12 protein-coding genes are annotated in these 13,873 nt (G+C 58.9%); 10 read left to right on the forward strand and 2 right to left on the reverse strand.

The features are described 5' to 3' along the window. Window positions 1–41: 41 nt before the first annotated feature. From THECO_RS05165 to THECO_RS05185, 5 genes are read left to right on the forward strand one after another with little or no spacing between them, the layout of a single operon-like run. Window positions 42–935, forward strand: coding sequence for a carbohydrate ABC transporter permease (locus tag THECO_RS05165; RefSeq protein WP_015254002.1), 894 nt, complete (start codon window positions 42–44; stop codon window positions 933–935). Window positions 936–938: 3 nt separating this feature from the next. Next, window positions 939–1,775: a carbohydrate ABC transporter permease gene (locus THECO_RS05170; protein WP_015254003.1), complete on the forward strand. Its 837-nt coding sequence runs from the start codon at window positions 939–941 to the stop codon at window positions 1,773–1,775. 20 nt (window positions 1,776–1,795) lie between these two features. Next, a complete protein-coding gene (locus THECO_RS05175) occupies window positions 1,796–2,890 on the forward strand; it encodes a family 43 glycosylhydrolase (RefSeq protein ID WP_015254004.1) in 1,095 nt (364 codons plus the stop codon). A gap of 37 nt (window positions 2,891–2,927) precedes the next feature. Next, window positions 2,928–4,733: a glycoside hydrolase family 2 protein gene (locus THECO_RS05180; RefSeq protein ID WP_015254005.1), complete on the forward strand. Its 1,806-nt coding sequence runs from the start codon at window positions 2,928–2,930 to the stop codon at window positions 4,731–4,733. Between the two features lie 35 nt (window positions 4,734–4,768). Continuing rightward, entirely contained in the window at window positions 4,769–5,710 is a 942-nt protein-coding gene (locus THECO_RS05185) for a glycoside hydrolase family 43 protein (RefSeq protein WP_015254006.1), read from the forward strand. Between the two features lie 44 nt (window positions 5,711–5,754). Here the strand turns inward: THECO_RS05185 and THECO_RS05190 are convergent, their stop codons facing one another. Next, window positions 5,755–6,354 (reverse strand): DJ-1/PfpI family protein, encoded by a 600-nt coding sequence (locus tag THECO_RS05190; RefSeq protein ID WP_015254007.1) that lies wholly within the window; start codon window positions 6,352–6,354, stop codon window positions 5,755–5,757. 124 nt (window positions 6,355–6,478) lie between these two features. Here THECO_RS05190 and THECO_RS05195 point away from each other — a divergent pair, with 124 nt between their 5' ends. The 5 genes from THECO_RS05195 to THECO_RS05215 all read left to right on the forward strand — a co-directional run bounded on the left by THECO_RS05195 (window position 6,479) and on the right by THECO_RS05215 (window position 12,390). After that, window positions 6,479–7,333 carry an aminoglycoside 6-adenylyltransferase gene (locus THECO_RS05195; RefSeq protein WP_015254008.1) on the forward strand — a complete coding sequence of 285 codons (855 nt, stop codon included), beginning with the start codon at window positions 6,479–6,481 and terminating at the stop codon, window positions 7,331–7,333. 606 nt (window positions 7,334–7,939) lie between these two features. Further along, window positions 7,940–8,923: an ABC transporter ATP-binding protein gene (locus THECO_RS05200; protein ID WP_015254009.1), complete on the forward strand. Its 984-nt coding sequence runs from the start codon at window positions 7,940–7,942 to the stop codon at window positions 8,921–8,923. Continuing rightward, window positions 8,920–9,723, forward strand: a complete 804-nt coding sequence (locus tag THECO_RS05205; protein WP_015254010.1) for an ABC transporter permease — start codon at window positions 8,920–8,922, stop codon at window positions 9,721–9,723. Before THECO_RS05200 ends, THECO_RS05205 begins: the two co-directional genes overlap by 4 nt. 8 nt (window positions 9,724–9,731) lie before the next feature. Further along, window positions 9,732–10,514, forward strand: a complete 783-nt coding sequence (locus THECO_RS05210) for an ABC transporter permease (RefSeq protein ID WP_015254011.1) — start codon at window positions 9,732–9,734, stop codon at window positions 10,512–10,514. 211 nt (window positions 10,515–10,725) lie between these two features. After that, window positions 10,726–12,390, forward strand: coding sequence for an IS1634 family transposase (locus THECO_RS05215; RefSeq protein ID WP_015254012.1), 1,665 nt, complete (start codon window positions 10,726–10,728; stop codon window positions 12,388–12,390). 277 nt (window positions 12,391–12,667) lie between these two features. On the opposite strand, the gene THECO_RS05220 is transcribed toward THECO_RS05215, so the two are convergent. Continuing rightward, window positions 12,668–13,858, reverse strand: coding sequence for a transposase (locus tag THECO_RS05220; protein ID WP_015253656.1), 1,191 nt, complete (start codon window positions 13,856–13,858; stop codon window positions 12,668–12,670). Window positions 13,859–13,873 lie beyond the last annotated feature (15 nt).

Genomic DNA, 13,873 nt, shown 5'->3' on the forward strand with positions numbered 1-13,873 from the left:
AGCAATACCCGCCCTGTCATTGACAAGGGGTGGTGGATCGGATGCGGGGCAGCTGGAAATCGAAATTGACCTCCAGTTTATTTGTCCTCCCCTATTTCCTTTGCTTTGCCGTGTTTCTGCTGTATCCGCTCGTTTCGGGCATCGTGCTCAGCTTCCAGGATTACGACATGCTCGGCTCGCGCGAGTTCATCGGCCTGGAAAACTACAAGAACATTTTCACGCCGGACACGTACATTCACGACCAGTTCGTGCGCGGATTGACCGGAACGTTCAAGTTCGTGGTCTACTCCGTTCCGTTCCTCGTGATCGTCGGGCTGGCGCTCGCGCTGCTCGTGAACGCCCTCTCGACCCGGGGCCGGGGCCTTTACCGGACGATTTTCTTCATGCCGTACGCGATTTCGGCGACGGTCATGGCGACGATCTGGATGCGGGTGTTCGATACGGACACGGGGTTCCTCAACATCCTGCTCGACAGGCTGGGCTTTGCGGGTCCGCACATCGGCTGGCTGAACGATACGCCGTGGGTCTGGATCGCGCTCGTCTTCTGCACGATCTGGTGGACGGTCGGGTTCAACATGATCATTTTCATCAACGGGCTGAACGAGGTGCCGGAGGAGCTGTACGAAGCGGCAAGGCTGGACGGAGCGAACGCCTGGCACCGGCTGATCCACATTACGCTCCCGTCGATCCGGAGCATCAGCACGGTCGTGCTCATCATGACCATCATTGCCTCGTTCAACGTGTTCGCGCAGCCGTTCCTCATGACGCGCGGTGGGCCCGGCTACGAGACGACGGTGCTCCTGATGAACATCTTCGCCGTGGCGTACGGACAGCATCAGGGCGGCGCGGCGTCCGCGATGGCCATCGTGCTCGGGCTGATCATGATGGTCGTCTCGACGGTCATCTACCGTCTCCTGTCGGGAAGGAGGGGTTGAGCGATGAGCGCGAAGATTCGCGGGTCGCTGCTGATCCTGCTGGCGACGGCGATCGGCGTCATGTTTATCGTGCCGCTGATCTGGATGGTTACCATTTCGCTGAAAACCGACATCGAGGCGTTCCTGCCCGATCTCAGCTTCATTCCGAAGGAACCGACGATGATCAACTACATCGAGGCGCTGAGGGGCGGCGATCTGGACGTGCCCATTATCCGCTGGATCATCAACTCCCTGATCGTATCCACCGTCGGGACCGTGCTCGTGCTGACGATCGACGCGCTGGCGGCGTACGGTCTCGCGCGGCTTGACGTGCCGTTCCGCAAGGCGCTGATCTCGATGTTCCTGAGCACGATGATGATTCCGGGGATCGTCTGGTTCGTGCCGCAGTACATCCTGTTCCAGGATCTGGGTCTGATCGGCACGTACGGCGCGTTCTTCCTGCCCGCCACGGCCGGCGTGTTCGGCGTCTTCCTGCTCTACCAGTTCTTCCTCGGCTATCCGACGGAAATCGAGGAAGCGGCGTACATGGACGGGGCGAACAAATGGCAGATCTTCGTCCGGATGTTTCTGCCCGCCTCGAAATCGATTCTGTGGACGCTGGCCGTCATCACGTTCATGGGTATTTTCAACGACTACATCTGGCCCTATTACGTCTCCGGCGGCAACGAGGACATGCTCACGCTGACGGCGGGCATCGCGGTCATGACCCACGGCAGCTATGTGAACTACCCGAACAAGCTGATGGCCTTGTCGGTGATCGCGACACTGCCGATCCTGATCGTCTTCCTGCTCGCCCAGAAGTCGATCGTGAAGGGCATCATTCATTCGGGCATCAAATGACGGACGGGGGAAGCCGAAAGATGGCAACCGCTATGCGAAAAACGGTGCTGTGGATCGCCGCGCTCGGGGTGCTGGCCGCCGCGGCCGCGATCGGCGTCCGGCTTGCGGTGAAGCCGCAGGCAGCCGAGAAGGCCCAGACCCCGCCGGCGCCCTATCAAAACCCGGTGTTCGAGCCGGTGCTGGCCGACCCTTCCGTCATCCGGGGGGAGGACGGCTGGTTTTACGCCTACGGCACGGAGGACACCTGGGACGACGGCACCGCGCACCTGGTGCCGATCATCCGGTCGCGCAACCTGACCGAATGGGAGTTCGTGCGGGACGCGTTCGAGGTGAAGCCGGATTGGAAGGACGAAGGCTGGCTGTGGGCGCCGGACATTTCTTTTCACGAGGAGACCGGTAAATATTACCTGTACTACTCGTACTCCACCTGGGGAGACCCGAATCCGGGCATCGGCGTGGCCACGGCCGACAGACCGGACGGGTCGTTCACCGACCACGGGGTGCTGTTCACGAGCGAGTCGATCGGCGTCGCCAATTCGATCGACCCCTTCTATTTTCGGGATGACGACGGGACGCCGTACCTGATCTGGGGCAGTTTCCACGGCATTTACGGCATCGAACTGTCCGCGGACGGCCTTTCGACCGTGGGCGAGAAATTCCAGATTGCGGACAACCAGTTTGAAGCGCCGTATATCGTCAAACGCGGCGATTACTATTATTTCTTCGGCTCCGTCGGCTCCTGCTGCGAAGGGGCGTTCAGCTCCTACCACGTCAAGATCGGGCGGGCCGAATCGATCCGCGGGCCGTACACGGACCGGGACGGACGGGATTTGCGGGAAGGCGGAGGCACGACCATACTGGCGGCGAACGCGGTGCCGGATCAGGAGGGACGGCAGTTCGTCGGTCCCGGTCACAACGCCGTCGTCACCGATGACGCGGGGGGCGACTGGATCGTCTACCACGCGATCGATGCGGACGATCCCACGCTGATCACGGGGGCGACCAGGCGGCCGATGATGATCGATCCGCTCATCTGGGAGGACGGCTGGCCGACCGTGCATCTGCAGGAACCGGGAACGGCGCCGCAGCCGGGACCCTTCGTACGGGAGAAATGAAGCAAGATACAGACACCATAGGCACAGGAGTGGTAAGATGGCACGCCGCAACGAATATCCGAGACCGCAGTTTGTCCGGAAAGAGTGGCAGAATCTCAACGGCACATGGCAGTTTGAATTTGACGACGCCGACATCGGTTTGAATGAAAAATGGTTCCGCCCGGATCATCAGCTGTCCCGCCGCATCGAGGTGCCTTTTGCCTACCAGTCGAAACTGAGCGGCATTCATGATGCTTCATTCCATGACTGGGTGTGGTACAAGCGCGGGTTCAAGGTGGATGCGGCCTGGAAAGGAAAGCGCGTATGGCTTCACTTCGGCGCCGTCGATTACCGCGCGTGGGTGTATGTGAACGGCCGGTACGTGGGGATGCACGAAGGCGGGCATACGCCGTTTCATTTTGACATCACGGACGCGCTGACCTGGGAGGAAGAGCAGGTGGCCGTGCGCGTGGAAGATCCTTCGACGGACGAGACGATTCCGCGCGGCAAGCAATTCTGGCTGGAGAAGCCGGACGCCATCTGGTACACGCCGACGACGGGCATCTGGCAGACGGTGTGGCTGGAGGCTGTATCCGACGCGCATCTCGCCCGGGTGAAGTTCCAGCCGGACCTGGACCGCGGCGACGTGATCGCGGAGTTCGAGACGACGCGCGCCGCGGCGGGCGCAACGCTCGAAATCGAAATTTCGTTCAAAGGCCGGACGGTCGTTACGGATCAGATCGTGATCCACGAGCCTTATGTGAAGCGGTCGTATCATCTGATGAACCGGAACATCTTCCGCACGGCGGTCCACCATGACGGCTGGACGTGGACGCCGGAAAATCCGAACCTGTTCGACGTGAAGCTCACGCTGCGGCAGAACGGCCGGGCGGTCGATGAGGCCGAATCGTATTTCGGCATGCGAAAGATCCACACCGAGCGCGGCATGGTGTATCTGAACAACAAACCTTATTACCAGAAACTGGTGCTCGATCAGGGGTACTGGCCGGACGGCCTGCTCACCGCGCCGGGCGACGAAGATTTCAAGCGGGACATCGAGCTGGCGAAGGCGATGGGCTTCAACGGCTGCCGCAAGCACCAGAAGGTGGAGGATCCGCGTTTTCTCTATTGGGCGGACCGGCTGGGCTTCCTCGTATGGGGCGAATGCGCGTCGGCGCCTTCCTTCTCCACGGACGCGGCGGCGCGTCTGACGCGGGAGTGGATCGAGATCGTGGAGCGCGACTTCAACCACCCGTGCATCGTGGCGTGGGTGCCGCTCAACGAAAGCTGGGGCGTGCCGGATATTCGCAGCAGCAGGCAGCAGCAACACCACAGCCTGGCGCTGTACAGCCTGATCCACTCGCTGGATCCGACACGGCTCGTCGTCTCCAACGACGGCTGGGAGCTGACGAAGACGGATATTTGCGCGGTCCACAATTACAACCACGGCCAGCCGGATGAACCGGACAAATACGAATATTTCAAGGCGTCGCTGTCGACGAAGGAAGAAATTCTGCGTTCGCAGCCCGGCCGGCGCGCCATCTACGCGAACGGGTTCACGCACGAAGGCGAGCCGATCCTGCTCACCGAGTTCGGCGGCATCGCCTATCGGATCTCCGATGAACAGGGATGGGGCTACACGACCGCGGGCAGCGAGGAGGAGTTCGTGCGCGAGTATCGCCGGATCATGGAGGCGGTCTACGCGTCCAAAGTCCTTCACGGATTCTGCTACACCCAGCTTACCGACGTGGAGCAGGAAGTGAACGGGCTGCTCACCTACGACCGCAGGCCGAAGTGCGATCCGGAGCAAATCCGCCGGATCAACGCGATGTGGCATCCGGGCGTCCTGCGGGAGCAGACATGAGTTGAATCCAGACGGGGAAAGGGGAGCTCAAACGGATGCAGACCGGTTTTCGAACGATCCGGACGGTGGACGTGAGCGACATCCATATGCGCGATCCGTTCGTGTTTCCGCATGCCGCAGAAGGAAAATACTACCTGTTCGGCACGACGTTCGCGGACGGCTGCGGGGACAAGGATCCGATCTTTGAAGTGTACGTCAGCGAAGATCTGCGGAGCTGGACCGGGCCATACGTCGCGTTTCAGCCGCCGAAAGGTTTCTGGGGCGTCCGGCATTACTGGGCGCCGGAAGTGTTCGAGATTGACGGGAAATTCTACATGTTCGCGTCTTTCAAGGGCGGCATCGGCGAAAACCGCGGGACGGGCATTCTTGTCGCCGACCATCCGGCGGGGCCCTACCGGCCGCACAGCGACGGCCCGGTGACGCTGCCGGGCTGCGAGTGTCTGGACGGCACGTTCTACGAGGACGAAGACGGACAGCGCTGGATCGTGTTCTGCCACGAGTGGACGGAAATTTACGAAGGCAGGATCAAGGCGCTGCGGCTGACCCGCGATCTGAAGGCATCGTACGGGGAGCCGGTGGAGATACTGAACGCGGCGGAGATGAAATGGATCCGGCTGTTCGGCGATCCGCGCATCGAGAAGCAGGGATATCTGACCGACGCGCCGTTTCTGTACAAGGCCCGGAACGGGGAGCTGATCCTGCTCTGGTCGAGCTATTCGGTGCCGAACTACGGCGACGCGGGGCTGGGCGGCTATACGGTGGCGATTGCCCGCTCTGCAAGCGGCAGGATCGAGGGACCCTGGACGCACGACGACCGGCTGCTCCTTGACCGCAACGCAGGGCACTCGAGTCTGTTCCGCGATTTTCAGGGGCAATTGTGGATCAGCACGCACCATCCCGACACGCCGCACGGCCAGGAACGGCCGCTGTTCCTGCCGGTTGAGGAAATCGAAAACGGACTGAAGCTGCGGGAGTAAGGCTCCCGCAGTTATTTTTTTGCCGATGGTATTTCGCTCCGGTTTCAGCCTTCGGCCATGTAAATGTCGGAACCGTCGGCTCCGAGATAGCAGGGATACTCCATTTGCTGCTGAATCATCCGTGCCGCCTCTGCGCCTTTCAGCAGTTCCACAACGTAGAGTCCGAGGTCGACGGATGCGGATACGCCGCCTCCCGTAATGACATGGCCGTCCCTGACCACCCGAGCTTTCACGACTTCCGCGCAGTACGGTTCCAGCAATTCGAAGGCGGATGCGTTCGTCGTTGCCCTTTTTCCCTGCAGGAATCCCGCCGCGCCGAGCAGCAGCGCGCCCGTACAGACGGAAATTTTCCACTTGGCCGATTCCGCCGTCCGGATCCATCCGACAAAATCGTCATCGTGCCGGAGCGTTCTCGTGGCCATGCCGCCCGGCGCGAAGACGAGATCGTAACCGGACAGATTCGGCCGGACCTTGCTCACGCGATACGTGATGCCACGGTCGTCGGAGACCTCTTCCTTCATGGCGCAGAAATCCCAGGACACGCTTTCGCCGCCTTCCATCAGCCTCAGCCGCGTCACCGCTTCGAAAAATCCGATCCCGTCCAGCGAGGTCATGCCGTCGAACAGGATGAATGCCATTTTCAAATCGAACGCCCCCGTTTTTTGACGTTATTGTACAATAGAAGAATGGCGGGCGAAACCGGAGACGGCGTTTTTTGCGAAGTTTGCGGGGCACCGGGAGCCGCTAATACAGTCGGGAGGTCACGGCATGCGGTCGGAGCGGGATATGATGGAGCTGATTGTCGGGTTTGCGAAGGCGGATGAACGGGTGCGGGCGGTTATCCTGAACGGTTCCCGGGCGAATCCGGATGCGCCGCGCGATTGTTTTCAGGACTACGATATCGTCTATGCGGTCACCGAAGTGGAGCCGTTCGTGCGCGACCGGAGCTGGATCGGCCGGTTCGGCGACGTGCTCATCATGCAGACGCCGGATGATGCGGCGCTGTTTCCGGCGGAGATCAGCCGGCCGGGATTTGCGTTCCTCATGCTGTTTCAAGACGGGAACCGGATCGATCTGACGTTCTGGCCGGTTGACCGGCTCGGCGAAATGGAAGAAGACAGCCTCAGCGTCCTCTTGCTCGACAAGGACGGCGCAATCGGCGAGCTGCCGCCGCCGAGCAATCGCAGCTATCTGACGCAGCCGCCGACGGCCGCCCGGTTCGCAGGTTGCTGCAACGAGTTCTGGTGGGTCAGCACGTATGTGGCGAAAGGGCTGTGGCGGCGCGAACTGCCGTACGCGAAGGCGATGCTTGAAGGCCCGGTACGCGCCATGCTGATCCAGATGTTGAAGTGGTACGTCGCGGAGATGTCGGATTACAAGGCGGACCCGGGCAAGGAAGGCAAGTATCTGCAGCGGCATCTTCCGCCCGCCATGTGGGAACAGCTGGTGCGCACGTATCCGGACGGCGATTACGACCGGATCTGGAACGCGCTGTTCGAGATGGCGGATCTGTTCCGGACCGCCGCGGCGGCGGTGGCGGAGCGCTGCGGCTTCGCCTATAACCGGAGGGAAGATGAGCATGTCACGGAGTATCTGCGTCGTGTGAGACAGATGCCGCGTTGAGCGCGGCATTTTTTATTGGCGGGCGGCGCGGTCTGCGGGTAGGCTTGGAGGCGGCACGGAGCGCTGACGGCAGGCGGCACTGCGGACAGACGGCACTGCGGACGGACGGGGCAACGGAACCCATAGACGTTATGGATCCCGAAAACCGCATGTTCGTTGCCGCAACGGAACTGAGAAGTCTTATTCGGTTCCGGACGGGCCCAAAACCATCTGCAGAAGCTTAATAAGAGCGCTCAGTTCCGTAACAATTCCGCAGGCGGCAATATTGGCAAAATAGCGGCTCCTGCTTCCGTTGGGCATAAGGCAGCTCCATCCGTGTTTAGCTGCCGACGCGCGTCTGCCACGATGAATGCCCTGCACTTGACAAACCGGAGCCTGCCAACTGCGTCCCCGCCGGCAAGCGCCGCGCGCCCCGGCAGCAGCAAAAAATCCGGCACAACCTGTGCCGGAATTCCGTTTTTGACAGTATTAAAGTAAGGGCGCGTTTTCCGCTCCTTATGATAGTATTATAACTCATCATTTTTTATAAGTCTATACTTTTCTTTCCTCTTTGGATATATTTTTTTCTGCAATTCGGGAACCGCACAGATCCAAAGGGGTGAAAACTTGAGTCTCATCACGCTCACAGGCATCGGCAAATCGTTCAAAGTGGCGAAGCGATCGGCGGGGTTCGCGGAAGCGGTCAAGGCGCTCTTCGTCCGCGAGCATACGATCGTGGAGGCGCTGCGGGACATCTCGTTCACTGTCCGCGAAGGCGAGATCGTCGGCTACATCGGCCCGAACGGCGCCGGCAAGTCGACGACGATCAAGATCATGAGCGGCGTGCTCGTCCCTGACGCCGGCACCTGCTCCATCATGGGCTTCACGCCCTGGAAAGACCGCGTCCGCTACGTCCGGCACATCGGCGTCGTGTTCGGCCAGCGGTCGCAGCTCTGGTGGGATGTGCCGGTCATCGACTCGTTCGAGCTGCTGCGCGACATCTATGCCATTCCGCCCGGCATCTACAGGAAAAATCTCGACATGCTGACCGAAATGTTAAGCCTCGCCGACATCCTCTGCACGCCGGTGCGGCAGCTCAGCCTCGGCCAGCGGATGCGCTGCGAGATTGCCGCTTCGCTGCTGCATGACCCGGCGATCCTGTTCCTTGACGAGCCGACGATCGGCCTCGATGCCGAGAGCAAGATCGCGGTCCGAAACTTTATCAGGACGATCAACCGGGAACGCGGCGTGACCGTCATCCTGACGACCCACGATATGCACGACATCGAGGCGCTGGCCGGCCGCATCCTGATGATCGGCAAGGGAACGCTGCTCTACGACGGCAGCTTGTCCGAACTGCGCAGCCGCTACGGCACACAGAAGACGATCACGGTCGACTACAAGGCGGGCGCCAGCCCGATCGACGTGCCGGGCGTGCAGTGCCTGTCCTGGTCGTCCGGACGGGCGGTCTACACCTTCGACTCCGATCGGATCGACATCACCGATCTGATTAATCGGCTTTCGGCCGGAGGCGAACTGGCCGATGTCGAGATCGGATCGCCGCCTGTTGACGAATTGATTCTGCAACTGTACAAGGAGCATCGCGTATGAATGCGCCGCTGTCCCTTTTGAAAATGCGGTTCCTGACCGGCCTTCAGTATCGGGCGGCCGCCGCGGCCGGCATTCTGACGCAGCTGTTCTTCGGCCTCATCTTCATCATGGTGTATGTTGCCTTCTACACGCATAACGGCGCGGCGCAGCCGATGTCGCTGAAGGAAGTGGTCGCCTACGTCTGGCTGCAGCAAATGTTCTTCGCGCTAATCGTGCTGTGGCAGTTCGACGGCGAGCTGTTCGAACTGATCACCGGCGGCAACATCGCGTATGAACTGTGCCGGCCCTGGCGGCTCTATCCGATCTGGTACGCCAAGCTGTTGGCGGCGCGCCTTTCGTCCGCTTCGCTTCGTTGCCTGCCCGTCGCGCTTGTCGTCTTCATCCTGCCGGAACCGTACCGGATGCCGCTTCCGACGTCGCCGGCCGCGTTTCTATTGTTCACCCTGGCGCTGCTTTCCGGCCTCCTGCTCGTCGCGGCCATCTCGATGTTGGTTTACATCTCCGTCTTCTGGACGATGTCGCCGGTCGGTTCGGTGCTCATGATCGCGGTGGCGGGTGAGTTTTTCGCGGGGATGATCGTGCCGGTACCGCTGATGCCGGGCTGGATGCAGACGATCGCGGGTCTCCTGCCTTTCCGCTGGACGGTCGACTTTCCGTTCCGGGTGTACACCGGCCATATCGGCGTGCGGGAGGCGCTCGCGGGCATCGGAATCCAGATGATCTGGCTTGCGGCGCTCGCCGCCGCCGGAGAGTGGCTGATGGGGCGGGCGCTCCGGCGCGTCGTCGTGCAAGGAGGATGATTCGGGATATGCGTCTCTATTTCAAATACATGTCCATTCTGTTCAAATCGCAATTGCAGTACCGGACATCGTTCTGGCTGCTCTGCGCCGGCCAATTCTTCGTGCCGTTCACCGTATTCGCCGGCATCTATTTCCTGTTCGAACGGTTCGGCAAGCTGCCCGGATGGACGTTCCACGAAGCGGCGCTCTGCTTCGGCGTCATCCATATGGCGTTCTCGGTGTCGGAATGCTTCGTGCGCGGCTTCGACGCGTTCTCGAACCTGATTGTGCGCGGCGACTTCGACCGGCTGCTCGTCCGGCCGCGCGGCACGGTTATCCAGGTGCTCGGCTCCAATTTCGAATTCACCCGTTTCGGCCGGATGCTGCAGAGTGCGGTCGTCCTCGGGATCGCGGTATCGGGGCTTTCCGTCCAATGGACGCCGGCGAAAATCATCACGCTGATCCTCATGATATTCGGCGGGGTGGCCGTCTTCAGCGGCATCTACATCCTCGCGGCCACATTCTGTTTCTGGACGGTGCAGGCGCTGGAAGTCGCGAACATCTTCACGGACGGCGGGCGCGAGATGGCGCAGTATCCCCTCGACATCTATGCCAAATGGGTCACGCGTTTCTTCACCTTTATCATCCCGTTCGGCGCCGTCAGCTATTTGCCGCTGCTCTACATCCTCGACCGGACGGACGGCCCGGACCTGCTGTACATGGCCATGCCGCTCGCCTCGCTGCTGTTCCTCGCGCCGTGTCTTGCGGTATGGCGCGTCGGGGTAAGGCACTACCGGTCCACGGGATCGTGATGTTTGGGAGGTATGCTGTTAGACTGAAAAGTGGACACTCCTTAACCCGAGTTCGACAGTAAATCGGCAATTTTAGGCACATGAAAAATAAAGAATCGCATAACAGCAAGGTTTTTGGGGACTGGAGATAGAAAAAAACGCAAAATTACATAGGCACACGTTTTGTTGATGTTTTCTTGTATTTATTGATGATATATGGTGTTATATAGGCATGTATATACGACGCGTTTCTCGAAAAAACAAAAATAGATCCGCCACCGCTTACCTTCAGCTTGCGCACAACGAATGGGATCCCGTCGCGAAGCATGCCAGGGCGAAGGTCATCTACTCGTTCGGCCGCGAGGACGAAATCGATCGTTCCGTTCTGGAACGGTTGGTGCAGAGCATTGCCCGTTACCTGACTCCGGAAGCGGCGCTGCAGGCGCAAAACGCAATTGGCGAAACGGCGGAATTCTTGTTCCGTTCCAGCAAGCGCTTGGGCGGAGCCTGGCTCCTCCATCAGCTGTGGCAAAAGATCGGGTTGGACGCCATCCTCGAAAAATTGTTCAAGGATCGTAAATATCAATCGTCCATTGAGCGTCTGATCTTCGCTATGGTGGCCAACCGCGCCCTTAATCCTTCGAGCAAGCTGGCGATGGAAGATTGGGTAAAGGACGAGGTGTATATTCCAGGCCTAAGCGAAGTCGGCAGCCAGCAATTGTACCGAGCGATGGACGAGTTGTTGGAAGTTCAATCGGAGCTGGAGCATCAGATCTATTGTGCTGTTTCCGATTTGCTGAATCTGGAGGTCGATCTGCTTTACTTCGACACCACCTCTTCTTACTTCGAAGTCGATCCGTTCGATGTGCCGGAGGATGACGACTTGCGCAAGCAGGGATTTTCGAAGGACAAGCGTCCGGATCTGGTTCAGGTCGTCATCGGGCTCGCCGTCACGCGTCAAGGGATTCCGATCCGCTCTTGGGTCTGGCCGGGCAATACGTCGGATATGTCGGTCGTCGATCAAGTCAAGCGCGACTTGGTCGGCTGGAAGCTCGGCCGGGTGATCAGTGTGATGGATCGCGGCTTCACCTCCGAAGAAAATTTGCGGACGTTGCAGCGGGCCGGCGGTCATTATATCGCCGGGGAGAAGATGCGATCCGGCAAAGAGACGACGGATGCTGCCATGAGCCGCAAAGGCCGGTACCACCACGTGCGCGAGAACTTGCAGGTCAAGGATATCGTCGTCGGCGACGGCGAGGCGAGAAAACGCTACGTTCTCGTGCATAATCCCAAAGAAGCCGAACGGGATCGTCTGCGCCGGAAAGAGCTAATCGAACGTTTGGAAGCGGAACTGGAGGGTCTCAAGCCGTTAAGCAACCAGGCGCACACGAAAGCCGCATGCCGATTGCGCACGCATCCGACCTACGGAAAGTACTTGCGTCAACTGAAAGACGGGACACTCAAGCTGGATAAGCAAGCGATCCGTGACGCAGAGAAATATGACGGCAAGTATCTCATCCGGACATCGGATGACACGCTTTCTGCAGAGGACGTTGCCCTCGGCTACAAGCAGCTGGTTGATGTGGAAGACGCATTCCGAACACTAAAGACCACGTTGGAGCTTCGTCCGATGTATCATCGGCTGGAAAACCGCATTCGCGCCCACATCCTGCTTTGTTGGCTTGCTTTACTGCTGGTTCGCATCATCGAAGAAGAAACCGGCGAGACCTGGACGGCATTACGCAAGGAACTCGATCGCATTCATCTTGGACATTTTTCATCAAATAACGGAGACGTCTACCAGAGCACGAAATTGACACCCAAACAACGAAAAACCTTTGATACGCTTGGGATTGAGGCTCCACCAAAGTTCCTAAAGATACAACCCAAAGCATAGATACACGCATTTCTTAAGAAAAATGCCCGTCAACCCAGACAGCGCAAGGGATAGCGGGTATTTCATTTACCTAGTAACTGTCGAACTCGGGCTTAAGGGAACAACCCTTTATTATTTAAACTGAGCCTTTTGCATAATTTCGTTTTGAAGCCAGCTTCATAGGGAGTCCTCAACTAGCAGCAGTTAATTCCTGGCTTTAACGTTTAAAAATGTGTAATTGGAGTTTATTGGTCATGAAAATGGGCAGACCTGCAGAATTTTCGGGAAACGCTCGTTTTTAAGCGACCGCTTTTGCCAAGCGAGATGCGGCTACTGCAGATGCAAGCAGAACGATGGCGTTCAGATACAGGTGAGTTGTTACTTTCTCGATCCCGCGCACATGCAAGGCATCTGCTGTCAAAGAGCATTTCAGTCGCGCATTGCAGCGCTCAACGCTCGTTCGCTCATTGTAAAGTGCTTTCCAGCGTTTGGTATCCCGATGTGGATGGCAATACCGCCGGAGGTCTTCCCTGACGTCCACTTTCACGACCATGCCATAATTCGAGGACGAGCAAGCGGCCATGCCAAGCGGACCGTCGACTTTGCCGGTTGCGTGCGGACAGCGAAACTTCAGGATGTCGCCGTCCGCTCCCCAGTACGTCATGGCATAGCCCATGGAACAGCATGGCGTCCCGTTGGACCGCATGCCGGCAGGCGGTTCCTTCTCGCGCCTGAGGTTGAGCGGAATGATGGCTTGAGCCTTGACGTTTCGCGCGGCCTCGTAAACCTTCAACTGATCATAGCCTGCGTCCAGCATGAAAAACCTCGGAGCGGTTCTGGATGCGGCTTGTTCCATCAGGCCCGGCGCCTTTTCTCCGTCATTGACATGCGCAGGCGTGACTTCCAGCGCAAGCGGCAATTCGCTTTTCGTATCGACCGCCAGATGGAGTTTGTACCCAAACCAGGTGATCTTGTTGCCGAACGAATCGAGTTTCACTCCCCAATTGGCATTGCCGGTCTGTTCGCTTTTTCGCTTGGGTTGCTTTCTCTCGTAAGCACGGATGGCGGTGCTGTCAATTGCCACGTGGCTGCCGTCCAGAACACCTTCTAGCCTGAGGTGGGCAACCCGATCCTCAAACAGCCGCTTGGCCAGTTCCTTTTTCGTGACGTCGGCAAACACACGGCTGAGTGTGGAGATGGATGGAGCTTCCCGATCAAGCGAAAGTCCGCACTGATAGCGGAACCGAAGGTCCGTGCTCAACCGATGATGCAAAGCCGTTAAGGTAGCGATTCCTTCAAGAGGGGCGGCCAGAAGCGCACGTAAAATGCCCTGTCTGCAATGTCCGTCGGCGCCTCGGGGTGAACGGCTTCTTAATTCCTTGGCATAGGGTCTGAGATCCCGTGAGCTAAAGAAGATTGGCAATCGCTCTTTTGACGGCATTTTTAGCAATTCCTCGAAGGAAAACAAGCTTTCTTGGAGAATATACATCGTGACTTCACTCCT

This window comes from Thermobacillus composti KWC4 (genome assembly GCF_000227705.2).
Taxonomy (GTDB): domain Bacteria; phylum Bacillota; class Bacilli; order Paenibacillales; family Paenibacillaceae; genus Thermobacillus; species Thermobacillus xylanilyticus.

Excerpts from the sequence above, each read along its gene's own strand:
- THECO_RS05165 (WP_015254002.1), top strand. The coding sequence starts at position 42 with ATGCGGGGCAGCTGGAAATCGAAATTGACCTCCAGTTTATTTGTCCTC.
- THECO_RS05170 (WP_015254003.1), top strand. The coding sequence starts at position 939 with ATGAGCGCGAAGATTCGCGGGTCGCTGCTGATCCTGCTGGCGACGGCG.
- THECO_RS05175 (WP_015254004.1), top strand. The coding sequence starts at position 1,796 with ATGGCAACCGCTATGCGAAAAACGGTGCTGTGGATCGCCGCGCTCGGG.
- THECO_RS05180 (WP_015254005.1), top strand. The coding sequence starts at position 2,928 with ATGGCACGCCGCAACGAATATCCGAGACCGCAGTTTGTCCGGAAAGAG.
- THECO_RS05185 (WP_015254006.1), top strand. The coding sequence starts at position 4,769 with ATGCAGACCGGTTTTCGAACGATCCGGACGGTGGACGTGAGCGACATC.
- THECO_RS05195 (WP_015254008.1), top strand. The coding sequence starts at position 6,479 with ATGCGGTCGGAGCGGGATATGATGGAGCTGATTGTCGGGTTTGCGAAG.
- THECO_RS05205 (WP_015254010.1), top strand. The coding sequence starts at position 8,920 with ATGAATGCGCCGCTGTCCCTTTTGAAAATGCGGTTCCTGACCGGCCTT.
- THECO_RS05210 (WP_015254011.1), top strand. The coding sequence starts at position 9,732 with ATGCGTCTCTATTTCAAATACATGTCCATTCTGTTCAAATCGCAATTG.
- THECO_RS05215 (WP_015254012.1), top strand. The coding sequence starts at position 10,726 with ATGTATATACGACGCGTTTCTCGAAAAAACAAAAATAGATCCGCCACC.
- THECO_RS05220 (WP_015253656.1), bottom strand. The coding sequence starts at position 13,858 with ATGTATATTCTCCAAGAAAGCTTGTTTTCCTTCGAGGAATTGCTAAAA.